24 protein-coding genes are annotated in these 24,862 nt (G+C 43.2%); 20 read left to right on the top strand and 4 right to left on the bottom strand.

The genetic code is table 11. From position 1 onward, the window contains the following. Window positions 1–193: 193 nt before the first annotated feature. The 11 genes from GKO22_RS10700 (at window position 194) to GKO22_RS10650 (ending at window position 12,610) form a co-directional block, all read left to right on the top strand. Window positions 194–991, top strand: a complete 798-nt coding sequence (locus tag GKO22_RS10700) for a lytic transglycosylase domain-containing protein (protein ID WP_166334851.1) — start codon at window positions 194–196, stop codon at window positions 989–991. A gap of 165 nt (window positions 992–1,156) precedes the next feature. Continuing rightward, window positions 1,157–3,286, top strand: a complete 2,130-nt coding sequence (ccoN, locus tag GKO22_RS10695) for a cytochrome-c oxidase, cbb3-type subunit I (RefSeq protein WP_166334849.1) — start codon at window positions 1,157–1,159, stop codon at window positions 3,284–3,286. Window positions 3,287–3,308: 22 nt separating this feature from the next. After that, the gene (locus tag GKO22_RS10690; RefSeq protein ID WP_116777179.1) at window positions 3,309–3,494 is read left to right on the top strand and encodes a hypothetical protein; all 186 of its coding nucleotides are present in this window, start codon (window positions 3,309–3,311) and stop codon (window positions 3,492–3,494) included. Between the two features lie 10 nt (window positions 3,495–3,504). Continuing rightward, the gene (locus tag GKO22_RS10685; RefSeq protein WP_166334847.1) at window positions 3,505–4,356 is read left to right on the top strand and encodes a c-type cytochrome; all 852 of its coding nucleotides are present in this window, start codon (window positions 3,505–3,507) and stop codon (window positions 4,354–4,356) included. A gap of 28 nt (window positions 4,357–4,384) precedes the next feature. After that, on the top strand, window positions 4,385–5,758 hold the full coding sequence (gene ccoG / locus GKO22_RS10680; protein ID WP_166334845.1) for a cytochrome c oxidase accessory protein CcoG: 1,374 nt from the start codon (window positions 4,385–4,387) through the stop codon (window positions 5,756–5,758). 26 nt (window positions 5,759–5,784) lie between these two features. Further along, complete coding sequence (locus GKO22_RS10675; RefSeq protein ID WP_166334843.1) at window positions 5,785–6,210, top strand: FixH family protein; 426 nt, start codon at window positions 5,785–5,787, stop codon at window positions 6,208–6,210. Window positions 6,211–6,222: 12 nt separating this feature from the next. Next, window positions 6,223–6,915 (top strand): sulfite exporter TauE/SafE family protein, encoded by a 693-nt coding sequence (locus GKO22_RS10670; RefSeq protein WP_166334842.1) that lies wholly within the window; start codon window positions 6,223–6,225, stop codon window positions 6,913–6,915. Window positions 6,916–7,008: 93 nt separating this feature from the next. Continuing rightward, window positions 7,009–8,472, top strand: coding sequence for a cardiolipin synthase (cls, locus tag GKO22_RS10665; protein ID WP_166334840.1), 1,464 nt, complete (start codon window positions 7,009–7,011; stop codon window positions 8,470–8,472). An 84-nt stretch (window positions 8,473–8,556) separates the two neighbouring features. Beyond that, a complete protein-coding gene (locus GKO22_RS10660; protein ID WP_166334838.1) occupies window positions 8,557–11,277 on the top strand; it encodes a carboxypeptidase-like regulatory domain-containing protein in 2,721 nt (906 codons plus the stop codon). A 39-nt stretch (window positions 11,278–11,316) separates the two neighbouring features. Next, window positions 11,317–11,802: a hypothetical protein gene (locus GKO22_RS10655; protein WP_166334836.1), complete on the top strand. Its 486-nt coding sequence runs from the start codon at window positions 11,317–11,319 to the stop codon at window positions 11,800–11,802. Window position 11,803: 1 nt separating this feature from the next. Continuing rightward, window positions 11,804–12,610, top strand: a complete 807-nt coding sequence (locus GKO22_RS10650; RefSeq protein WP_166334834.1) for a YoaK family protein — start codon at window positions 11,804–11,806, stop codon at window positions 12,608–12,610. Window positions 12,611–12,689: 79 nt separating this feature from the next. On the opposite strand, the gene GKO22_RS10645 is transcribed toward GKO22_RS10650, so the two are convergent. Next, window positions 12,690–13,193, bottom strand: coding sequence for a cupin domain-containing protein (locus GKO22_RS10645; protein ID WP_166334832.1), 504 nt, complete (start codon window positions 13,191–13,193; stop codon window positions 12,690–12,692). 107 nt (window positions 13,194–13,300) lie between these two features. On the opposite strand from GKO22_RS10645, the gene GKO22_RS10640 reads away from it, so the two are divergent. The 9 genes from GKO22_RS10640 to atpG all read left to right on the top strand — a co-directional run bounded on the left by GKO22_RS10640 (window position 13,301) and on the right by atpG (window position 21,346). Continuing rightward, window positions 13,301–15,505: a helix-turn-helix domain-containing protein gene (locus GKO22_RS10640; protein ID WP_240920251.1), complete on the top strand. Its 2,205-nt coding sequence runs from the start codon at window positions 13,301–13,303 to the stop codon at window positions 15,503–15,505. Between the two features lie 43 nt (window positions 15,506–15,548). Further along, window positions 15,549–15,773 (top strand): AtpZ/AtpI family protein, encoded by a 225-nt coding sequence (locus GKO22_RS10635; protein ID WP_166334829.1) that lies wholly within the window; start codon window positions 15,549–15,551, stop codon window positions 15,771–15,773. Further along, the gene (locus GKO22_RS10630) at window positions 15,766–16,176 is read left to right on the top strand and encodes a hypothetical protein (protein WP_166334827.1); all 411 of its coding nucleotides are present in this window, start codon (window positions 15,766–15,768) and stop codon (window positions 16,174–16,176) included. The genes GKO22_RS10635 and GKO22_RS10630 overlap by 8 nt, the downstream gene beginning before the upstream one ends. Window positions 16,177–16,258: 82 nt before the next feature. After that, window positions 16,259–17,344 (top strand): F0F1 ATP synthase subunit A, encoded by a 1,086-nt coding sequence (gene atpB, locus GKO22_RS10625; protein WP_166334825.1) that lies wholly within the window; start codon window positions 16,259–16,261, stop codon window positions 17,342–17,344. A 36-nt stretch (window positions 17,345–17,380) separates the two neighbouring features. Then, the gene (atpE, locus tag GKO22_RS10620; protein WP_028070619.1) at window positions 17,381–17,569 is read left to right on the top strand and encodes an ATP synthase F0 subunit C; all 189 of its coding nucleotides are present in this window, start codon (window positions 17,381–17,383) and stop codon (window positions 17,567–17,569) included. A 110-nt stretch (window positions 17,570–17,679) separates the two neighbouring features. After that, window positions 17,680–18,180, top strand: a complete 501-nt coding sequence (locus tag GKO22_RS10615; protein WP_116777165.1) for a F0F1 ATP synthase subunit B — start codon at window positions 17,680–17,682, stop codon at window positions 18,178–18,180. A gap of 24 nt (window positions 18,181–18,204) precedes the next feature. Further along, window positions 18,205–18,753 carry an ATP synthase F1 subunit delta gene (gene atpH, locus GKO22_RS10610; RefSeq protein ID WP_166334823.1) on the top strand — a complete coding sequence of 183 codons (549 nt, stop codon included), beginning with the start codon at window positions 18,205–18,207 and terminating at the stop codon, window positions 18,751–18,753. 57 nt (window positions 18,754–18,810) lie between these two features. Then, a complete protein-coding gene (gene atpA / locus GKO22_RS10605) occupies window positions 18,811–20,385 on the top strand; it encodes a F0F1 ATP synthase subunit alpha (protein ID WP_166334821.1) in 1,575 nt (524 codons plus the stop codon). Between the two features lie 82 nt (window positions 20,386–20,467). Beyond that, window positions 20,468–21,346, top strand: a complete 879-nt coding sequence (atpG, locus tag GKO22_RS10600; protein WP_166334819.1) for an ATP synthase F1 subunit gamma — start codon at window positions 20,468–20,470, stop codon at window positions 21,344–21,346. 172 nt (window positions 21,347–21,518) lie between these two features. Here the strand turns inward: atpG and GKO22_RS10595 are convergent, their stop codons facing one another. Genes GKO22_RS10595 through GKO22_RS10585 form a run of 3 tightly spaced genes read right to left on the bottom strand, consistent with a single transcriptional unit; the run spans window position 21,519 to window position 24,666 of the window. Continuing rightward, window positions 21,519–23,258, bottom strand: coding sequence for a M61 family metallopeptidase (locus GKO22_RS10595; RefSeq protein WP_166334818.1), 1,740 nt, complete (start codon window positions 23,256–23,258; stop codon window positions 21,519–21,521). 27 nt (window positions 23,259–23,285) lie between these two features. Further along, window positions 23,286–23,786, bottom strand: a complete 501-nt coding sequence (locus tag GKO22_RS10590; RefSeq protein ID WP_166334816.1) for a dihydrofolate reductase — start codon at window positions 23,784–23,786, stop codon at window positions 23,286–23,288. 58 nt (window positions 23,787–23,844) lie between these two features. Then, complete coding sequence (locus GKO22_RS10585) at window positions 23,845–24,666, bottom strand: thymidylate synthase (protein WP_166334814.1); 822 nt, start codon at window positions 24,664–24,666, stop codon at window positions 23,845–23,847. Between the last annotated feature and the right edge of the window lie 196 nt (window positions 24,667–24,862).

Below are 24,862 nucleotides of genomic sequence, written 5' to 3'. Positions count from 1 at the left end.
ACGCTTTTATCTGTATTTATTACTATAAGTGCATTGATTTTGTGGGAGTTGTTTGTATTCGGCTAGAGAGGGCATCAGATAACTATTTGGTAATTAAAGAAATCGTCCTTATCTTTGTCGGCTCAATTTACCAAGTTATCATTTTCCCCTTGCATACACAAGAATTTGGGGACGGATAACATTAAGGAAGTTAATGATAAAAAATAAAGCATTAGCTTGTAGTATAGTGCTGGTCGCTGTTTTGCTGACAAAATTATACTCAAGCTCCAATGTCGACAATGTGCCTAAAGGGACCAATCCAGTGGCATGGGAGTTCGACAAACAACAAAAAACAACGGCAACAGTAGACTCGGCCGAAAGAGACCCCTACTGGAGTGATGTTACATTTGCCGAAGAGGAAGTACCCCTAGATGATCCAGCTGTAAAAACAAAGCTGAATACTTACCTCAAAAGATTTTCCTACAAGAAGATCCAATCGTATAAGATGCATCGCAAAGCGAATGAGTATCTTCCGCGTATCGCGAAGATCCTAGCGTCTCATGGCATACCAGAAGATTTCAAATACATTCCTGTGGTGGAAAGTGATTTGGATCCGCGTACTTCATCGCATAAAGGTGCTGGTGGTTATTGGCAGTTTATTCCAGCTACGGCTCGGTTATATGGACTGCGCGTAAATGGGGATGTGGATGATCGCATGGATTTGACCAAATCTACGCACGCAGCCGCGAAATACCTCAAAGCTTTGCATCGGGAATTTGGTGATTGGACCTTAGTTGCAGCCGCTTATAATGTAGGCGGAGGTAGCTTAAAGCGGTCTATTCGTCGCCAAGGTACGGAAAGTTATTACGACCTAAATCTCAATAAAGAGACCGGGTCGTACGTGTACAAGATTATCTCTGTGAAATCCGTTATTGAACATCCAGATCGTTTTGGTTATCGAAGATTGGCCAAGGCAAATACGGATGTGCAGGAAGATGTCGCGATGATGTAATTCCCGATCTAATTTAACTTATAGAATGGCTGATAGACACAATGTCTATCAGCCATTTTTTTGTACTGGAAAATTATGATAAAGATCACCTTTTTCGGTATAGTTGGTCATTAGCGCTGTGATGGGGCTTTTCTACTTTTGGATGACAAACAAAAGCAGAGAATAATGCAGTTACAGCAATTTGAATATGACAACAAAATCGTGCGCGATTTTGGTTTGGCCACCATCGTTTGGGGACTAATCGGCATGTCAGTCGGCCTACTCGTGGCATTACAGCTCATCTGGCCGGAGATGAACTTCCTAACGCAATACACCACATTTGGACGTGTGCGCCCCGTGCATACCAATGCAGTGATCTTCGCCTTCGTGGGCAATGGGATCTTTATGGGTGTCTATTATTCTATGCAGCGCGTATTGAAATCGCGTATGTTCAGCGATATGCTTGGCAAAATCCACTTTTGGGGTTGGCAACTGATCATCGTAGCCTCCGCTATCACCTTGCCCTTAGGATTGACCAGCTCACATGAATATGCCGAAATGGAATGGCCAATAGATTTAGCGATTACTATTATCTGGGTTGTTTTTGGAATCAATATGTTTGGCACTATCATCAAACGTCGCGAAAGACATATGTACGTGGCCGTTTGGTTTTACATTGCCACCTTTGTCACCATTGCCGTACTGCATATCGTAAATTCTATGCAAGTGCCCGTCAGCTTTTGGAAGAGCTATTACATTTATGCTGGTGTGCAAGATGCCTTGGTGCAATGGTGGTACGGCCACAATGCGGTCGCATTTTTCCTGACCACGCCTTATCTCGGCATGATGTATTATTTCTTGCCAAAGATGGCCAATCGACCGATCTATTCTTATCGACTAAGTATTCTGCATTTCTGGTCATTGATCTTCATCTACATCTGGGCAGGTCCGCATCATCTTTTATATACCGCGCTACCGGGTTGGGTACAGTCTTTAGGTGTCGTATTCTCCGTCATGCTCATCGCGCCATCTTGGGGTGGTATGATCAATGGCTTATTGACTTTGCGCGGTGCTTGGGACAAAGTACGTAGCGAGCCAACCTTGAAATTTATGGTTGTGGCGCTAACGGCGTACGGTATGGCGACTTTTGAAGGTCCGTTATTGTCTCTGAAGCAAGTCAACGCCATTGCGCACTTTACCGATTGGATTGTAGCACACGTGCACGTTGGCGCATTAGGTTGGAATGGCTTTATGACCTTTGCCATTTTGTATTGGATTGTGCCACGCATCTACCGTACAGATCTGTATTCAAAAAAAATGGCGAACGCACACTTTTGGATCGGTACGCTTGGCATCTTGTTCTATGCGATCCCGATGTACTGGGCTGCCGTGGTGCAAGGTTTGATGTGGAAAGACTTTACGCCCGAGGGCGTGCTACGCCATCCAAACTTTTTGGCTACCACACTAGAAATCCTTCCGATGCATATGATGCGCGCGTTTGGAGGAGCATTATACCTTACCGGTGCAATTATGATGGCGTTTAATTTGGCTAAAACCATGCGTAAAGGACAGCTGCTAAAAAATGAAAAAGCCGAAGCGCCAGCCTTAGACAATGCTATTCACGGGGAAAAATATCGTCATCGCCGTTTAGAACGCAAGCCTATGCTCTTTATGGTATTAGCGCTTATAGCTATTATTATAGGTGGTATGGTGGAGATGATTCCGACATTCACGATGAGTAGCAATGTGCCAAGCATTCCATCGGTAAAACCGTACACGGCACTAGAGATTCAAGGTCGTGACTTGTATATCCGTGAAGGCTGTGTGAATTGCCATTCGCAAACCATTCGACCATTTCGCTCGGAGACCGCGCGATACGGAGAATACAGTAAAGCAGGGGAATTCGTGTACGATCACCCATTCTTGTGGGGATCCAAACGTACAGGACCTGACCTACAACGTATCGGAGGCAAGTATCCGCACAAATGGCATTTGGATCACTTGTTGGACCCGACCATCACCTCACCGGGAAGTATCATGCCGGCCTATCCTTGGTTGATCGAGCAAGAAATCGACTATTCCGATTTATCGAAAAAACTATCTGTGATGAGAACATTGGGCGTGCCTTATACCGATCAGCAGATCCAACAGGCATTGCCGGAGGCGAAAAAACAAGCCGAAGAAATCGCCGAAGCTTTGCGCGCAAACCAAGTCGAAGTAGATTCGGATCGGGAAATCATCGCCATGATCGCTTACTTGCAACGGCTTGGTACAGATATCAAAGTCAATACAGCACCGCAAGCGACCGATAATTAATAACAATCAAATCCATTAGCTCATGTTTAAGCAAATATCCAACCTACATGGTGACGAGATATACCTCATCTTATCGCTGTGGATCTTTCTGATCTTCTTTACCGTGGTGATTGTCATGCTATTGACGATGCGCAAAGATTTTACCGCCTACATGGAGCAAATACCATTAGACGAACCGGATCAAGAAATAGAGAAAGAGACCGTTTAACACATTTATTATGAGAGTAATTTTAAGTACAGGAGACGTATTAGCCGGTGTCAAATCATTTCTATTATCAGATGGCGATCTACATCATACTATATTCTTAATCACGTTGGTTGTCGCGATGTTGATTCTGTTGTTAGCTGTTTATCGAATCCATCGCGCCTTGCAAGCGATTTATCGCATTAGTTTTCCGGAAAGCTACCAGAAAGATTTGGCTGAAAAAACCATCATCCGTGCCGCTCGAACACAACGGACGAAAGGACGCTGGGACGGTCTGCTAGGTTTGCATAAACTCGAGGAAGAACATACATTGGTGATCGAAGATCATGATTACGATGGGATCGTGGAGTTGGATAATCCGATTCCGCTTTGGTTCAATGCTTTGTTTTACTCCACCATTATTTTCGGCTTGGGTTATCTGCTTTCTTATCATGTATTTGCTTGGGGGCTCAATCAGGATCAGGAATACGTGGTGGAGGTCGAGCGAGCCGAAGAGGCGCGGCAGTTGTATCTCAGTCAGGCCGCCGATCTGGTCGATGAGTCATCGATCACGGTAGATTCTACGGGCACGATGGCCACAGCTGGCCAAGCCATCTTTGCGGCAAATTGTGCCGCCTGTCATGGCGCGCAAGGCGAAGGAACGATTGGGCCTAATCTTACCGACAGGCATTGGCTGCACGGTGGCGAGATACGCGATATTTTCAAAACGGTGAAATACGGTGTGCCAGCCAAAGGGATGGTGCCGTGGGAACAAACGCTCACACCTGGGCAGATTGCAGAAGTCAGTAATTATATTATCACATTGCGTGATAGCAAGCCCGCTAACCCCAAAGCGCCAGAAGGTACTGAAGTGATTTACGAATAAGGATTGGATAGTTTAAAGAGGTAGGGAGATGGCAGCAATAGCGATGGAAAATAAGCGCAAATGGATTTATGCCAAAAAGCCGAAAGGCATTTGGTTTCAACGCCGACAATGGGTAGGATATACGTTGCTGTTGATCTTTTTCGTGCTTCCTTTTATCAAGATTGGCGAGCATCCGATGTTGATGCTGAACGTGGTAGAGCGTAAATTTTCCATCTTTGGTACCTTGTTCTATCCGCAAGATCTTTACATTTTCGTTTTCGGGATGATGATTATGCTCGTAGCCATTGTCCTGATCACAGCGATGGCCGGCCGTGTCTGGTGTGGCTGGGCTTGTCCGCAAACTATCTTTATGGAGTTGGTATTTCGGCGGATCGAGTATTGGATTGAGGGCGATTGGCAGCAACAACGTAAATTGAATGCAGGGCCCGATACGGATGCCCGCGCTTGGAAGAAGTTGGCTAAACACAGCATATTTCTACTCTTATCATTTATCATTGCTAATCTATTTTTAGCCTATATTATTGGTGTAGATGCGCTGTGGCAAATTATACGTGAACCGGTGGAGCAGCACCTGATTGGCTTCTTATCATTGATCGTGTTTACGCTGGTTTTTTATGGCGTATTCGCGCACTTGCGCGAGATTGTATGTACCACGATCTGTCCTTATGGGCGCTTGCAAAGTGTGCTATTAGACGAATCAACCGTGACGGTCGCGTACGATCATCGCCGTGGTGAGCCTCGTGGTAAACAGCAGCGTCATGTAGATGCGCACCATTTGAAAGGAGATTGCGTGGATTGCAAGCTCTGCGTACATGTTTGTCCAACGGGCATTGATATTAGAGATGGCATACAACTAGAATGTGTGAATTGTACGGCTTGTGTGGATGCCTGCGACGCAGTAATGCTGAAGTTGCAAAAACCAACGGGTCTAGTCGGTTTCTACAGTGCGGCTACATTGGAAGGAGATGCGGCGGTAAAATCTAAGGCAGTAAGTGTAAGGACACTAGCATACGCTGGTGTCTTGATTGCTTTATCCATAGGTTTTGCATTTCTTCTGGCCAACCGTTCGATTATTGATGCCCGATTATTGCGTGCCACTGGAAGCTCCTATCAATTGCGAGCGGATGGCACGGTGAGCAATCTCTATACGCTGGAACTGACGAATAAATCGGGTAAGGATATCCCATTTATGGTGTCGAGCGAAGATAGTACGGTTTTGGTGCAGCGCGTAAACGTTATCGATTCTTTGAAACGAGACGGCACGGCCATGCTAAGCTTCTTTATCATCAGACCTAAGCATAGCATACAGCAATACAAATCGGAAGTGATTGTAGCGATCATGTCGAATAACAAAAAGATAAAGTCTTTGAAGACCACGTTTATCGCGCCGGTTGCCATGTGACAGTAGTGAATTTAAAACAAAGTGATATGAATTGGGGAGGAAGTATTGTACTGGGTATGGGAGCTTTTATGGCTTTTATAGTGGGATCTGTCTTTTATATGGTCAAGCAAGATACCGATACGCTAGAAGAAGATAACTATTACGATCAGGGGATGCACTATGGCGAAGTCTATGAGCTGAAAGAAAATGTGCAACGCGATCACGCGATGCCCAAGCTGCGCCTGCGAGGCGATAGCCTGTGTATTCATTTTTCGTCTTCGCGCAATACTGGAAATGTGCACTGGAAGCGGCGATCTGATGCGAAGCTAGATAAAGAGCAAGTTTTTCAGACGATGGGTGATTCCATTATGCTGCCATTGGCATCTCGAGAGCGTGGGCATTGGGAAATAAAACTCACTTGGGATGGCGCTGGCAAAGCGTATCAATCCATCCATCATGTGTTTATACCTTAAATTCCTCGTGCGATGCATTACGCCTATTTTGCCTTTTTTATGGGACTATTTGGTAGCCTGCATTGTGCGGTGATGTGTGGGCCGCTGATCTTTGGTCTACAGCAGCGGCAGCCTACTTTTTACACTAGTCTGCTGTTTCAGTTGCGATACCAATCGGGCAGGGTGCTTACATATGGTATACTAGGGCTTTTGTTAGGGCTCATTGGTCAAGCTAGCAAAATAGGCGGATGGCAACAGACGATGAGTATGATCAGTGGTATATTATTGTTGCTCATCGGCATTTTCCAAATAGTAGGATGGAAGTCGGGTGCCGTGCAACGATTGCAATCGTGGGCAGTACAACCTTTTGCGCGCGCTATGGGGCGCTGGATAAATCGACCCGGCGGTTCCTTTGTTGCAGGAATGTTCCACGGAATGTTACCCTGTGGTATGGTTTACATGTCGCTCACTTCTGCGGTCAATGCCGATGGGATTTGGTCTAGTTTTTTATTTATGCTTGCATTTGGTTTCGGTACGTGGCCGATGTTGTTCTTATTCTCTTTTTTTGCGCAGTGGTCCAAACGCTATATGAAGTTGCGCTTTGCGTGGGTGTTACCGATGCTATATCTTTTGATGGGAATGTGGTTCATTCTACGTGGTGCTAATTTGGATATTCCCTATCTGAGCCCCATCTTGTATCCGGTAGGAGCTGCTCACTGCGTTTAGCAGGCTAATTTTTAAAAACCTTATATTCATTTATTCTCCGAAGTATTTTCATAACTTGTAGGGTGATGAGCTAAGTTCAACAGCTAATAAGGTATGAAGGAAATCATAGAGGTGGCATGGCCAATTATTCAGGAATGGTATTGGGTACCCTTATCCATTCTCTATTTGGGCGTTATTTCGACGATTCTAATTGAAAATCGAAATCCAACGAAAACCATCGCTTGGATTTTGGTTATTATATTTCTGCCAATTGTGGGTATTATCCTATACTATTTATTCGGTCAAAAATTCAAGAAGGAGCGTCGGTTTAGGCGCATTAGTGAAGCGCAATCTGCTCGTATTACTAGCGAGTTAAACCAACTTGAACCTAAAATACAAGATTCCCTCAAACAGATTCAACAGGATATTGGAGACCTCAGTCGTGTGTATTATTACCTAAGGCATGAGCAAGTATGTTTTCCTTCCTTGCGCAACGATGTAACGCTTTTGCAAAATGGAGAAGAGAAGTTTGCTCATCTTATCGAATCTTTGCGGCGGGCGCAGCACTCTATCCATATGGAGTACTACATCTTCGAACACGATGAGATCGGTAGTAAGGTCATGTCTATTTTGGAAGAGAAAGCGCAGGAAGGGGTATCGGTACGACTGTTGGTAGATGATTTTGGCTCCTCTAGTATCGTGCGTTATCACAAAAAGCATCCTTCTAAAATTCAGTTTCAAGCATTTTTACCGGTTACCTTTACTTCCTTAGCCAATAGCAATTATCGAAACCACCGCAAGATCTGTATTATCGATGGGGTGAGTGCCTATATAGGAGGGATTAATATTGCCGATAATTACAATAACCTGAATAGAGATGGCGTATACTGGAGAGATACTTCTTTGCATATACGAGGAACCTCTGTCGGGTTGTTGCAATTGCATTTCTGGACACTATGGAACGAGACCGAGGCCGATTCTTTTCCACTCGACGACTATTATTTGAAACGAGAAGTTGAAGTTGAGGGCAATGCCACCGTATCTTTCGCGGCAAGCGATCCAGGTTCGGCCGCACCCTACAATATGGAAGCTTTGCTGATTGCTATTGCGGCAGCGCAGCATAAGATCCAATTATGTACACCGTATTATATACCAAGTCCCGAATTAGAAACTGCCTTAATGGTCGCTGCCGCGGCTGGTGTGTCGGTCGAGCTAATGGTTCCCTCCAAAGGTGATTCGTGGATTGTACAACACGCTTCTTTCTCCTTTCTAAAGCCCCTATTGCAACGAGGTGTAACGGTGCATCTGTACGAAAAAGGATTTATACACGCCAAGACGGTAAACATCGATGATACGATGGTGTTCGTTGGTACAGTAAATCTGGATACACGGAGCTTTTATATCAACTATGAGATTGCTGCGGTGGTAGCGGATCAAAAAATTGGAAAACAAATGGGACTAAGTTATGCGCAAGATGTGGCCAATAGCCGATTACTGACGAGTGGACTTTGGGCGGCAAGGTCGCGATGGAAACGAGGGTTAGACTCTGTATGTCGTCTTCTAGCTCCATTGCTGTAGCTTTATTATAATGTTAAAAAATGGTAAGGTTTCTTAAGGTTTTCCAGAAAAACGATATATTTATCTGTTCTGAAAGTACAATACATGAAATTTTATACCAGTCTATATTTAACAATTTTTCTTTTTGCGATTTCCACAATCTCATATGCACAACAAAAACCAGCGATCCCCATCAATGATGTAGTGGAGAAAGTACAGGGATATTTTGGCGTTTATCCAGTAGAAAAAGTACACTTACATTTCGATAAACCGTATTATGCTGTCGGTGATACACTTTGGTTCAAATCATATCTCAACTATAATTTAGGTACATACGATCCGAGTAAAGTCGTATATGTAGAAGTGCTTAATAGCCGAGATTCTTTGATGCAAACGCTACGAATCCAATCGGAGCAAGGTGTAGGAAAAGGTCAATTGGTGTTAGATCCCGAATTTTGGAGTCAAGATAATTATAGATTCCGCGCATACACCAAGTGGATGGTCAATTTCAAGCAAGATTATTTCTATAATAAGATCGTGACCGTAGGTGATGCGATCAATAAAAAGCTAGGAGCAATAGTGTCCTTTACTCCGGATGGCAACAAAACCAAAGCTTCACTGCAATTTAGAGATAAGTCGGGCGCTATTCTTTCACGTAAAAAACTAACTTGGGAAGCCAACGATGGTTGGGATCAATTTGACAAAGGCAGAGCCGAAACCGATGATATGGGGCGCGTATCCATCAGTCTTTCTGCTAAGAACAAAGAGCTCATGAAAACGGGGCGTCTCTTGGTACAAATCGACAATAATGAAGAAAAATTAGTCGGACAGTACTCTTTAGCCACAGCGCTGTGGGATGCTGATGTGCAATTCTTTCCGGAAGGTGGTGATCTTATCACAGGCTTGGCCAAGAATGTCGCCTTCAAAGCAGTGAGCAACGATGGTAAAAGTGCTGCGGTCAAAGGAAAGCTCATTGATGGCAAGAAAAATGAAATCCTGGAGTTTTCAGATTTAGGCATGGGAATGGGATATTTTTCTTTTATCCCCATGTCTGGCGAAACCTATAAAGCAGTAATCACCTTTGAGAATGGACAGGAACGTACCTACGATCTGCCAGCTCCAGTGGATGAAGCAGTCAATCTCGTGAGTTTAAAACCAGACGACACGCATATGCAGCTGGGAATCGTGACGAGTGATAATCACTTCAAAAAAGTTGAAAATAATGCGTACTATGTGTTGGGGCAGTCCAACGGACATCTGGTCTACGCGGCGCAAGTAGCTCTAAAAAATTCTTCGGTACTGGTTAAAGTTCCAAGAGAAAATATGCCCAACGGAATTGTACAATACACGCTGTTCGCGGCAGATGGTACGCCACTAAGCGAACGCTTAGTATTCTGCCAATCCACGACCGAAGAATTGCTAGATATCGACGTGACGACCGACAAAACCACGTACAACAGTAAAGATCCTGTAAAACTACGAATCGGCGTTAAAAATGGTACGGATAGCGTGATGGGCTCCTTCTCTGTTACCGTTACCGACGAAGCAAAAGTACCTTACAATGACGATCAGGATTTGAGTATTTTGAGTAATCTGTTGTTGGTTTCCGATTTGCAAGGGTATGTAGAAAAGCCAAATTATTATTTCAATCCAGAAAATAAAAATAGAACAGAAGCGCTGGAAGCTTTACTCATGACGCAAGGTTTCCGAAGATTTGAGTACAAAGAATTGCTGAAAGGTAATTATCCACAAGTATCTTTTATGCCGGAGCAAGGGATTTCTCTTTCGGGAACATTGCGAATGAATACAGGGCGTACTCAACCGAATGGTGGTTTGTTGCTTTCCATTCCTTCATTGGGCATGCGAAAAGATACGTACACAGATCAACAAGGGCGATTTTCTTTCGATAATTTGGTTTTTCCAGATTCGGCTCGCGTCACGGTGAATGCCAGAGGAAATGATAACTATCGCGCATTGGTCATCAATATGGATCAAACATTTTTCCCAGAAATCGACGCCAACTCGCCTTATAAAGGCGACTACATCCAGAATATTGACGAAAAGTTGCAGTCCTATTTAGCTAATAGTAAAAATGAATTCCGGACTTCGATACTCATTGATGAAGTTCAAGTAAATAGAACGGTCGTAAAAAAACAAAGTAGTCGTGATTTTGGTTCTTTAAGTGGATTGAATATGCCAGAGCACCGGATCGAAGCAGATCGTATTACAGGCTGTAATGTTTTGACGATGTGTTTGAGTACGTTATTAACGGGAATTACGCATGATACCAATATGCAGAAGTACTTCATATCACGCAATTACAATCAAGGTAGCCGCGTTCCTGTGCAGTTCTTTTTGAATGGTATGCCGATAGATGAGCCGTCGTTGAATTCTATTCAGCCGGCAGATATTGAGGCCATCGAGATTTTCTTACGCGATGATTTGGGTACAGTCAGTCGTACTTACCAGAATGATGGTGTGGTATCTATCATCACGAAAAAAGACGATACGCCAAAACGCCCACGTATGTCGTTAGCAGAGATTGAGGCCATGTTGCCAAAAACGAATGTTATCGATCTGTATCCATTAGGATATGTGAAGACACGTTCTTTCTATTCGCCGAAATATGATACACCTGCCAGTAAAAATACCGCAGATTACCGATCTACAATTTATTGGAATCCAGATGTATTGATTGAGGGAACAGAAGAGATGACCTTGGATTACTATAACGGGGATGGCAATGGCCGCTACAAGGTAGTCGTAGAAGGGATGGATCGACTGGGAGGAATAGGACGAAAAGTCTTTTATTACAATGTGCGCTAATGCGCTATCAGCGCCAGCTATTTTTTAAGAGAAGTATACATGTTACGATTAAATCGGGATTCCCTATATAAGCTCAATTACTTATTAGTCGGAGGGCTATTACTGGTCTCCTTGCTTATTGTAATTTATGTAGCTAGTCCAGAGAAAATGATCGTTGGCGAGTGGAAAGAGAAAGGTTGGTATTTCGAGAAACCAGATTATCGGCTGGAAGAAAAGAACTTTGCAGAGGTGCTCGAAGAGAATATCCGTATTGAGATCTTGGATAAGCTCGAAATTCTACATGTGAATCGGTGGATTTTCAGGGAAAATGGTACGCTGGAGGTCGATGACCATTCGGTCGCCAACATGACTTGGTCAATCAAAGGGCGCGGCCATATTTTAGAGATAAGTAGAGATGGTACACCCATCGAAAGTTTTCAGATTCAAACCTTAAATAATGACGAGATGGAACTCCACCTCAATTTGGATATACAGATCAAGGGGGTTATCAAAATACTATTAAAACGAGAGGATTTAGTTCAGTAAAATGTTAAGAAAATACAGTAACCATAGAACCCAAGGAGATAATTTAAAGTTAGGCGCACTAACGGCACTCTCTGCCGGGATGACAAATGTGGTGTCTGTTATTGTTTTCTTCTCTTATACCTCCAACATTACCGGACATTATGCCGTATTTGCACAAGAAGTATCTCGCGGAAACGTATACCAAGCTGCGGTAGTTCTGTTTTGGATATTGTTATTTTTCTCTGGAAGTTTTCTGTCCAACTTTGTCATCATTCAAGGCAAGGATCGCATCAGTTCCTATTTAGCGCACGCTATTCCAATCATGTTAGAATTCCTGGGAATATTAGCAGTTGGTATCTATCTTCAGTTTTTCTACACCGATACTTTGTTAGAAACCGAGTTTCTGGTCGGGATTTTACTCTTTGCGATGGGACTTCAAAATGGTTTGACGGCTAGTATTTCTAATTCTGTCATCAAGACAACACACTTAACCGGTCTGACCACCGATTTGGCTATTCTGGTATCGATGTTTACCAAACGAAATAATCGCAGTGATGAGCAGTTGGTCAAAAAGTTTCATTTGTTACTAGTCATCATGTCCTGCTACGTTGCTGGAGGTATTATTAGTGGTGTATCCTACAATTTCTTAGGCAATGCCACCTTCTTTGTCGTGTGTTTTATGCTCATGTTTATCGCGTTCTATGATTTCTATAAGTTGAGACGCACAAAGAAAGTGTACGACAATAGGCACGAGTCACCCGAGGAAAATGAACTGAACTACGGTACTTTGCAAGACAAAAGTAAGAATAGCGAAGAGGATAATAAGTAGTAATGCCGTTCATAAAAAAGTCCCGATCTCTTTTGATGAGATCGGGACTTTTTTATGATGCGACTAATCGCGAAAGCTACTAGCGACCAAAGTCATCTTGTACGCGTACGATATCTTCTTCGTCAGACGGGTTGTCTACATCGGTATGTTGCCAGATCTCGGCCAATACACCGTAACCATCTAATCCTACCAAACGGTGGCGTTCACCTTGGCTCAGACGGATCGTATCCTGTGGTTTCAACATTTTCAGTTCGTGCTCCTCATCAGTCGGGCTAGTTACTACACCCACTTCACCTTGCACTACGCGCCAGATTTCGGCACGTCTGTGGTGATATTGCCATGAGAGTCTTTTGTTTGGGCTTACGACCAAAATCTTTGGACTCAATTTGCCTGAGATTTTCAAATCTTGTACATCTAGCCCATCAAAATATGTGTTTGCAAATTCTTGAGCCTGATCTTCGTTGATCACAAAGAAACCACCCCAAGGGCGAGTTTGATCAATTTTATCAATACCAAAGCCTTCGCTCGTTAATTTTTCTTCAATTTGCTTAAAAAGCTCGCTTTTATCCGTATAAGTTGCCATCTATTATATGTTTATCGAGTGAATATAGGATTTCTCTATAAAACGGCCAAAATATTGTGAAAACTCCCTGCCAGAATGAAATATTTGTAGCTTTGTAACTTATGGCAATGGAAAGTTTAGATACCGAAAACCCATCATTTTTACAAGCAGTAGCCTTCGTCAATCAAACCAATCAACCCCTATTCCTCACTGGAAAAGCAGGTACTGGAAAGACTACTTTCTTAAAATACATACAGCAAAATTGCTACAAGAAAATGGCGATCACGGCGCCAACAGGCGTGGCAGCAATGCACGCTGGTGGTACCACCTTGCACGCATTATTTTGGTTGCCTTTCGGTACGTTCATCGAAGATTATCCATTACAATGGGATCAGGCAGATAGCCATATTTACAACAAAAGCCGCTTGTTTAGCACCATTAAGCTGACGAAACAACGGCGTGCTATTCTGCAGGAATTGGAATTGCTGGTGATCGACGAGGTATCTATGGTACGTGCCGATACGTTGGATGCGATCGACGTGATTCTAAAATCAGTACGCCGCGATATGCGCCCATTTGGCGGTCTGCAAGTATTGTTTATTGGAGATTTATACCAGTTGCCACCGGTAGTGCGCGATCACGAATGGCAAGTATTGCGCGATCACTATTCAAGTCCCTTCTTTTTCGATGCCAAAGTGCTGCGTGAGCATCCACCAGTGATTCTCGAATTGCAGAAGATATACCGCCAAAAGGACGATCACTTTATCACGATATTAAACAATATCCGGAACAACCAAACCACGGCAACGGATCTAACACATTTGAACAGCTATTACAAGGCCGACTTCGTGCCGCCCAAAGAAGAGCAATACATCACGCTGACCTCACACAACCGACTCGCCGATCAGATCAATCAAGAAGCTTTACAGCAATTGTCCGGTAAGCTATTTAATGTGAAGGCCGTGGTGAAAGACGATTTTCAGCAAGGCTCTTTCCCGACTGAGGAAACACTTACCTTGAAAGAAGGCGCACAAGTGATGTTCATTAAAAATGATGTGGGCGAAGATCGCAAATTCTTTAATGGTAAGATTGGCACCGTTAAAGCATTGAAGTTGGATCAGCAACAGGTGATTGTGAGTTTTGCTGATGGCTCTGACGAGGTCACCGTGAAACGCGAAACCTGGGAAAATATCAAATACAGCTACAATAAAGGCGATGATAAGATCGAAGAAACGGTCATGGGTACCTTCTCGCAATTCCCTTTGCGCTTAGCTTGGGCAATCACCATACACAAGAGCCAAGGGCTGACCTTTGATCGCGCGATCATTGATGCTGGAACATCCTTTGCTGCTGGACAGGTTTACGTGGCGCTGTCGCGTTTGCGCGGTTTAGATGGACTTGTATTACGTAGCCAAATCGTATCGCATGCGATACGTACGGACGCGCAGGTGGTCGGGTATATGAATCGCGCATTAGATAGTGATAGGTTGCAGGATGTATTGCAGCAATATCAGCGACAGTATTTAGGGCAAATCCTATTGCAAAGCTTTCGCTGGGCGAATTTGGTCGAAGCTACAGAAACACAAGCCAACGCATTGGCAGATCGCAATATTGATGGTAAAGAAGCGGCACAAGCATTTTTCAACAATTTGGTACAACAGGCCAAAGCGCAGGAAGGCGTGGCTAATAAGTTTGTGACACAATTGTATAATATGTTTCGTGATGCCGAGAATGTCAATTACGACGATATCCATGCCCGTACCCAGTCAGCCGTTGGTTGGTTTGCCCCCAAAATGGAATCGGGATTGATTGCGCCGATGGAAGCGCATATTGCCGAGTGGCAGATCAAGAAGCGGACGAAAAAATACATCACCGAACTGAAAGCAATCTTGTTGGATTACAAGCGCAAGTATGAGCAGATCAAGCATAGCTTGACGATTGCCGAGGCGTTAACAGGAGATATCACGGTGCTCGCGCAAGAACTGCTGCAAGCAGAAAAGGTGAAGGATGAAGGTGTGGCCAATGCAGATAGCGAAGAAATGCCGACCGATACCAAAGCCATCACCTTGATGATGTATCAGGATGGGGCTTCGATCGAGCAGATTGCTACCAAGCGCGGCATGGTTGCTGGTACGATTTACGGTCACTTGATTCATTTCGTAGGCGAGGAGATCGATGCCGAAGATCTGATCGAAAAAGATAAGTTAGATCGTGTACTTACCGTGTTGCGCGAGAACGAGGGTAAATCATCCTCCGAAATCAAAGTCATTCTGGGAAGTAATTTTGATTATCCAGACATCCGTATCGGACAAAAACTATTGGGATTAGGGTAGGAGAGTGCAATAGTGTATATTTGTCGACTTGATCAAATTAACCATGTCATCAAACGATAAACGGAAAGCAAACAAATGGTTGGTATTTGCCAGTATGCCCTTTCAGATGGGCGTGACCATTTACCTGTTTTATTGGGTGGGACAATGGTTGGATAGCAAGTACGGCGGAAGCGGCGAATGGTGGATGAAAGCCTTCACGATGTTGGGTGTCATCGTATCATTATATCATTTTATCCGCTTAGTAAATTACGTTAATCGCGATGAATAAATATCTTAAATCTTTGTTGCTGGTACTGCGTTTTGCAGTCGTTGTATTTGTGATACATTACAGTTTCGAATACTTGCTGAAATTATCGGTTGGATGGGCTGGTACAGGTTATTCATTACTTGGTTTGTATGCGTTTCAGACTTTGCTCAGCGTCTTTGTTGCGATGATGATCTTATTGGCACAATATGCGATGCCTAAAAACCTTGGCTTTATCTTTCTGGGATTAATTTTCTTAAAGGCTATTGCGGGTTATCTTTTTATACGGGGAGGCTTGGAAATGTCGGATGACAAATTTTTGGCAACGCACTTCCTCGTGACCTATTTCCTGTTTCTTTTTATGGATGTATATATGGCCTATCGTGCTATAAATCAGGCAGAGCCAAATCTTGGAACTAAATTTTAATAAAAGTTCTAGGAAATGGAGACATATGCCAAAGAAAGTTGTATTTTTGCGCAAAATTTTTGTTTTTCAATCGAAATCTAAAATGCTAAATTTTAAGAAAGCTCTTATCCTTTTCACAGTATGTTTACTTGCTGTAAGTCCATTTTCACTACGTGCCGCAGATGCGCATGAGGGAGATTCACACAGCCAAGCAGAAGAAATTTCCCATCACATCCAGCATCACTTGCAGGATGACCATTACTTTTCTTTGTTTGTAGATAGTGAAGCTGGTGTACATTATGGATTTCCATTGCCAGTGATATTGATTGATAATGGATTGAAAGTTTTTTCATCTTCAGAATTTCATCACGGCGAGCATATCGTAGAGAAAGATGGTCAACATTATACGCTGTTCCACGGTAAGATCTACAAAACGGATGCTGCGGGTACATTGGATATGGACGAACACCATCACCCAACGAACGCTAAGCCCTTAGATTTTTCGATTACTAAAAACGTAGTAGGTTTGATGCTTGCTGCCTTACTGTTGTTTATTGGATTCATTAGCTTAGCTAAGACATATAAAAAAGGAGCTAACAACTTGCCAAAAGGTGCTGGTCGTGTATTGGAGCCATTAGTGCTATATGTACGTGATGAGATGGCTATCCCAAATATTGGCCACCGTTACAAAGAGTTTATGCCATACCTATTATCGGTGTTCTTCTTAATCTTCTTGTTGAATTTATTAGGATTGACTCCGCTAGGTTTCAACGTAACAGGTAACATCACCATCACCTTGTGTTTGGCTTTGTTTACTTTCTTCATTACGACTTTCAAAGCAAATAAAGATTACTGGAAACACATTTTCTGGATGCCAGGTGTGCCAGTTCCATTTAAATTTGTATTAGCGCCAATCGAGGTGTTGGGTATGTTTACCAAACCATTCTCGTTGATGTTACGTTTGTTTGCCAATATTACGGCAGGTCACTCCGTGGTGATGGGATTGATCGCTATCGTGTATTTGTTCCAGCAACAATTAACGATCCCAGGTAGTATCGGTGTTTCGATGTTGTTAACATTGCTTTTGTTTTTCTTGGAGTTACTGGTTGCTTTCTTGCAAGCCTTTATCTTCACGATGTTATCATCATTATTTATAGGTATGGCCGTGGAAGAACACGCTCATCATTAATCGCATTTTTTTGTTAAATTTTATAAATTAATTATTATGTACAACTTAATTGGAGCAGGTCTTATCGTAATTGGTGCAGGCTTAGGTTTGGGTAAAATCGGTGGTTCAGCTATGGAAGCGATCGCTCGTCAACCAGAAGCAGCATCTAAAATCCAGACTGCTATGATTATCATCGGTGCCTTAGTTGAAGGTTTGGCATTCGGTGCTTTGATCTTGGGTAAATAAGCTCAGATCAACTAAAAGTACAAACATAGTTTGCAACGGTTGGTTGCAGACTATGTTTACTTAAATGTAACAAAAAAGAAAAATATAACAGTTTAAGACTACACAATATAATGGAAGCACTTATTAATCAGTTTTCGTACGGCTTGTTCTTCTGGCAGCTTATCATCCTACTTATCGTTATCTTTATTTTAGGAAAGTTTGCGTGGAAACCTATCGTAAATGCTTTAGAGGAGCGTGAGAATGGTATTGCCGATGCATTGGCTTCTGCCGAAAAAGCAAAGTTGGAGATGGCACGCCTAACCAACGAAAATGAGCAATTGCTGAAAGAAGCACGTGAAGAGCGTGACTTAATCTTGAAAGAAGCAAAAGAATTGAAAGATAAGATCGTAGCCGAAGCTAAACAGCATGCGCAAACGGAAGGTGCTCGCTTGATCGAAGATGCTAAGCGTGAGATCGACGAACAAAAACTTCGTGCATTAGCAGAAGTTAAATCTGAGGTTTCTTCTCTATCTTTGGACATTGCCCGTAAGGTATTGACGAAAGAATTTGCCGATCAATCGAAGCAAGAATCGCTAGTAGCTGATTTGCTAAAAGACGTTAAGTTAAGCTAGTTCACCCATTATTAAAGTATTTCTATGTCAGTATTTACAGTTGCTTCCCGTTACGCCAAGTCACTTATTGACCTCTCGAAAGAGCAGGGCAATTTGGACGCCGTGAAGGGCGATATAGAGCAATTTATTGCAGTGGTGAAGCAAAACGCTGAGTTGGCTGCTGTACTAAAGAATCCTATTATCAAACAAGATAAAAAACGTAGTATTTTATCTGCTTTGTTTGACGGAAAAGTGCAACCATCGGTGATGAGTTTCTTTCACTTGTTGGTTACGAAAGGTCGTGCTGATATCTTAGTCGATGTCGCAATTGAGTTCATTCGTGAATACCGCGTTGAAAAAGGAATTGTACAAGCTACAGTAACTTCGGCGGTACCTTTATCGGAAGAGAACCTAGCACAGTTGAAAGCACAGATTGCACAAGAAATCAAAGCCAATGAGGTGGTGCTAGATACAAAAGTAGATGCAGCCTTAATTGGTGGATTTGTGATCAAGGTAGGTGACCGCCAAGTGGATGTGAGCATCGCTGGCAGATTAAATAAATTGGAGAAACACTTTGCTGCAAATGTTATCTAATTTTAGATAACCAGCGATAAGTATAAATTAAATTCAAAACCCCCTTATAATAATAAAATGATAGAGGTAAGACCAGATGAGGTTTCGGCAATTCTTAGGGAGCAATTGTCAGGCTTTAAATCAGACGCGGAACTGGAAGAAGTAGGTACCGTATTGCAAGTCGGTGACGGTATCGCTCGCATCTATGGATTGACGAAAGTACAGTCCGGTGAATTGGTTGAATTTGAAAATGGATTGCAAGGTATCGTTTTGAACTTAGAAGAAGACAACGTTGGTGTTGTAATCTTGGGTTCATCGGATGAGATCAAAGAAGGTGATACGATCAAACGTACAAACCGTATCGCATCTATCAAGGTAGGTGAAGGATTATTAGGTCGTGTTGTCAATACATTAGGTCAGCCGATCGATGGTAAAGGAGCTATTGTTGGTGAAACGTATGAAATGCCGATTGAGCGTAAAGCGCCAGGTGTTATCTACCGTCAGCCAGTAACAGAGCCATTGCAAACAGGTATCAAAGCGATTGATGCGATGATTCCAGTTGGTCGTGGCCAACGTGAGTTGGTTATCGGTGACCGCCAAACAGGTAAAACTGCGGTGTGTATCGATACGATCATCAATCAAAAAGAATTTTACGAAGCTGGCGAGCCAGTATTTTGTATTTATGTAGCTGTTGGCCAAAAGAACTCTACGGTAGCGAATATCGTTCGTACGTTAGAAGAAAATGGTGCGATGGCCTATACGGTAGTTATTGCGGCATCTGCGGCAGATCCTGCGCCGATGCAGTTTTATGCACCGATGGCAGGAGCGGCAATCGGAGAGTTTTTCCGTGATACAGGTCGCCCAGCGTTGATCGTTTATGATGATTTGTCAAAACAAGCTGTAGCATACCGTGAGGTATCTCTATTGTTGAAACGTCCTCCTGGACGTGAGGCATATCCAGGTGATGTATTTTACCTTCACTCCCGTCTATTGGAGCGTGCTGCGAAAATCAATAGCAATGATGAGATCGCTGCTTCAATGAACGATTTGCCAGAATCTATCAAGCATTTAGTAAAAGGTGGTGGTTCATTGACGGCATTGCCAATCATTGAAACACAAGCAGGTGACGTATCTGCATACATTCCTACCAACGTAATCTCGATTACAGATGGTCAGATCTTCTTGGAGTCTAACTTGTTTAACGCAGGTATTCGCCCAGCGATCAACGTAGGTATCTCGGTATCTCGTGTTGGTGGTAACGCGCAGATCAAATCCATGAAAAAGGTAGCGGGTACCTTGAAGTTGGATCAGGCACAGTACCGTGAGCTAGAGGCGTTCTCTAAATTCGGTTCGGACTTAGATGCAGCAACTAAAGCGGTATTGGACAAAGGTTCTCGTAACGTAGAGATCTTGAAACAAGGTCAATTCTCTCCAGTTGCTGTAGAGAAACAAGTAGCTATTATCTACATCGGTACCAAAGGTTTGTTGCGTAGCATCCCAGTAAAAGATGTACGTCAGTTCGAAGAGGAATACGTAACACAATTGGAGCAACGTCATCCAGAAGTATTATCCGCTTTGAAAGCAGGTAAATTCTCTGACGAGCAAACAAGTGTATTAGAAAAAGTAGCTAAAGAATTAGCGTCAAAATATTAATTTTAGATAGGAGATAAAAGGTGCGAGACGTGAGATTTTTCTCACATCTCACATCTCATATCTCATATCTTACATCTGAAAAATGGCGAATTTAAAAGAAGTTAGAAACCGGATTACCTCGGTGAGCTCTACACAGCAGATTACCAAAGCTATGAAAATGGTTTCGGCAGCAAAGTTGAAGAGAGCAACCAATGCTATTGTACAGTTACGCCCTTATGCTAATAAGCTGAAAGAGATCTTGACACAGGTATCTGCATCTGTGGAAGGCAATGATTCTCCGTATACGGAAGATCGTATTCCTACTAAGGTAATGATTATTGTGATCACTTCTAATAGAGGTCTTGCAGGTGCATTTAATGCTAATGCAATCAAAACGGCTAACAACTTGATCGCAGCAAAATATGCGGATCAATTTGCTCGTGGAGATGTAAGTATTATTGCTATCGGTAAGAAAGGTCATGAATTCTTCGGTAAACGCAACTTTACGCTAGTAGGTAATCACACAGAGCTGTTCAGCAACTTGAGTTTTGAGAATGTATCTGAAGTGACCGATATGGTGATGTCGGAGTTCAAAGCAGGCAATGTGGATCGCGTAGAAGTGGTGTACAACCAGTTTCGCAATGCAGCAGTACAGATTCTTACCTCAGAGCAGTTATTGCCACTAGTAGCGGAGAAAGCAGAAGATACCAAGGTAGAAGAGATCGATTACATCATTGAACCTTCGAAAGAGAAGATCATTGAGGAGTTGATTCCTAAAACCATCAAAACACAATTATACAAAGCGGTATTGGATTCGCATGCTTCGGAGCATGGTGCTCGTATGACCGCGATGGATAAAGCAACCGATAACGCAGGTGACTTGATCAAGCAGTTGAAGTTATCGTACAATCAAGCCCGTCAGGCTGCGATTACGACAGAGCTGACCGAGATCGTTTCCGGTGCAGCAGCTTTGTCAAGCTAGTAGCTTATAAATATTCGCGCGATAGCGCTAACAAAAAAAGGTAGAGATGAGAATCTCTACCTTTTTTTGTTAAGGGCGTATTAGCTATCTCCTTTGCAACACGTTGTGATTTCTGCGTCCTTGCGAATCCGAGGCAAGAGGGTAAAGCAATCTAAAAGCGATCAGCCTCACATTAACGCTGCAACCAAATTTCCCCTAATTTTTGTTCTAAATTCGAAGCGTTTTCGCGTCGCTGCACGATAAGCGATTTTTTATCGCTGTAGCCTAACGGAGTGCTAATGGTTCGAATAATACCGTCGCGTGCGATCAAGACGTCGATAGGCTGTCCGAGTATACCTTGTTGGATCGCCAGTTCCAATTCTCTTCCGGCAGGATCCATCCGAACCCCATTAATACCTAATATTTCGTCATTTACATTCAGACCAGCCTTCCAAGCGGAAGAATTCCGATCGACGCCTTTAATGTAAATCCGGGTATCGTTATTCATCGTACGAATACCCAAGCTAAGCGTTTTGCTATCGGCTAATTGATCGATCAGTTCATACCCCACGCGATTGAAGTAATCGTTATAATCCAGCTCTTCCGTAGTGTATACTGCCGCAAAGATTTCGGATAAATCCACGCCAGATACGGCCTCTGCTAAGTCTTGGAATTCTTTCTCGGCAAATCCGCGTTGCTCTTTTAAATAGAATTGATTATAAGCTGCTTTTAACACATCATCTAACCGCTTTTCACCACCAGTTTCCGCAATGATTTTCAAATCCATCGCCACAGCTAACATCGCACCTTTATTATAGTATGAAATGCTGGTATTAGCCGAGTTTTCATCCGGGCGATATTGTTTGATCCAAGTGTCAAAACTCGACTGACCGACGGATTGTATTTGATAGCCCGGGCGATTGTACACCAGATTAAACTCCTGCGCCAGCATCTGCAAGTAATCCACCTCATCGCGGAATGCGCACCGGTAGGTGATCAAATTATCATAGTAGGAGGTAAATCCTTCCATGATCCAGAGTAGTGCCGTGTAGTTTTCGTTTTCGTAGTCGAAAGGTCCGAGTGGCGCTGGACGCAATCGTTTCACATGCCACAAGTGAAAATATTCATGCGCGACCAAGCTCAAAAAGTTGTTGTACGAAGCCGCCTGTGCGTAGCCATTTCGGCTAGCGCCGAGCACGGTGGAGTTGAGGTGTTCTAAACCGCCTGCACCTTGCTGATAATTGTGCGTGATAAACACATAGCGATCATTGGGATTGGACCCCCAGATGCGTGTTTCTTCCGCTACGATTTTTTGAATATCAGCAGCAAGCTGTTCCTTATTGTAGTTCCCGCCGCCGACCATCGCAAATTCATGCGGTATTCCTGCTGCTTCGAACGACCAAACGTCTTGGTTTCCAATTTCTATTGGAGAATCAAATAAGATGTCGAAGTGCTCGGCTTCATATCTATGCTGGGCAATTTCGGGCAGACCTGTTGTAATGGTTGACCAATTTTGTGGTAGCTCGATTTGCACCGTGCAGGGCAGATCCAAATGACCATCTACATATAAAAAAGTACCCGCCGGGCTGATGAATGCATGCGTATCATCAATGAAATTCGTGCGCACCGACGTTTCGAAACCATATACACGATAGCGTACAATCGTATCTTTTTGCTGATGATATACGCGCCACGTGTTTTTGCTAATCTTCTCCTGTTGTACTATTTCTCCATTATCCTGCTCCGCAGAAAAAGATTCGACATGACGTGCAAACTCCCTTACTAAATACGATCCTGGTGTCCACACGGGCATCTTTAGATCGATAAAATCAGCACTGAAACCTTTCAAAGAAAGGCTCACTTCCACATAATGTGCTTGCGGTTCGGTGAATGATAGGGTATAGGAGATTGTCGGTGTCGTCTGTTCGCTCATGGATGGTAATAAGGAGAAATAAATAATTTAGGCTTCGATACGTTCGTATACTTCGAAAGTAAACGCGAAAGCATGCTTTTCGTCGCTCTCATGTCGCTTCGAATCGATTAATTTCCATTGCGACTCATCGAACTCAGGAAAGTAGGCATCGCCATCAATTGTTGTATGTACGCGTGTCAGCAGGATTTTGTGTGCATACGGAAGCGCTTGTTTGTATATTTCGGCTCCGCCGATAATATAAATCTCGCGCTCATCGCGGCAATAGGTAAACACTTCGTTCAACGAATTGGCTACGTCTACATCTTCCGCCGACCATTTCTGATCACGCGTAATCACGATATTGCGACGATCTGGCAATGCTTTGCCCATCGAATCAAACGTCTTGCGACCCATTACCACCGAATGCTCTTTGGTCATATTTTTAAAATAGCGAAAATCATCGGGCAAGTGCCAAGCGAGATCGTTGTTCTTTCCAATGACATTATTTTCTGATGCTGCCGCAATCAGTGTAATTGTAATATTATTCATGCCTTATAATGATAGCGTAACCGGAGGCACGCTATGGTGAATGCTTTGTGTGTACTAACTAAACAGCAACTGATGCCTTAATGTGTGGATGAAAAGTATAATCTTCCAATTCAAAATCTTCGAATTTGAAATCAAAGATATCCTTCACATCCGGATTGATCTTCATCGTCGGCATCGGTTTCGGATCTCTGGACAGTTGCAATTCCGTTTGCTCAAAATGATTGCTATAGATATGCGCATCGCCCAGCGTGTGGATAAATTCTGCTGCTTCCATATCACAAACCTGCGCCACCATCATCGTTAGCAAAGCGTAGGATGCAATATTAAACGGTACACCCAAGAAAATATCGGCACTGCGCTGATACAACTGACAAGACAATTGCGGTTTCAAGATGCCTTTTTCGGGTTGCGCTCGCGCCACATAAAACTGAAAGAAAGCATGGCAGGGTGGAAGTGCCATATTACCAATTTCGGCCACGTTCCAAGCTGACACGATGATTCGTCTAGAATCTGGCGAATTTTTCAACTGATTGATAACTTGTGCAATCTGATCGATATGCTGGCCGTCTGGCGTAGGCCAAGAGCGCCACTGCGAGCCATAAACCGGACCTAAATTCCCGTTTTCATCAGCCCATTCATCCCAAATGCTAACACCATTTTCTTTCAAATAGCTGATGTTCGTCTCGCCTTTCAAGAACCAGATCAGTTCATGGATAATGGATCGCATGTGTAACTTCTTGGTAGTGACCAACGGAAAGCCAGCTTTCAGGTCGAAACGCATTTGATAGCCAAATACGCTGCGCGTGCCTGTTCCCGTACGATCTGTCTTTTCGGTGCCGGTGCGGTATACATGATCCAATAGATCCAGATATTGCTTCATAGTCTTATTTTGTCATATTCTTAAAAACGATGGCTTGCCTATCCAAAGATAATGACGGTAAAACATCGTGCATATTGCATAACATGTGGTAGTAGAAACCACTATCTGCGAAGATAACGGTTTTTCATATCATGCAGAGATCATATTTTTTCCACAAAGCACATTTCGAGCATTTTGTGTATTTTTGCAAAATGTA

This window comes from Sphingobacterium chungjuense, from assembly GCF_011316935.1.
Classification (GTDB): Bacteria; Bacteroidota; Bacteroidia; order Sphingobacteriales; family Sphingobacteriaceae; genus Sphingobacterium; species Sphingobacterium chungjuense.
This window is presented reverse-complemented; position numbering and strand designations above follow the sequence as displayed.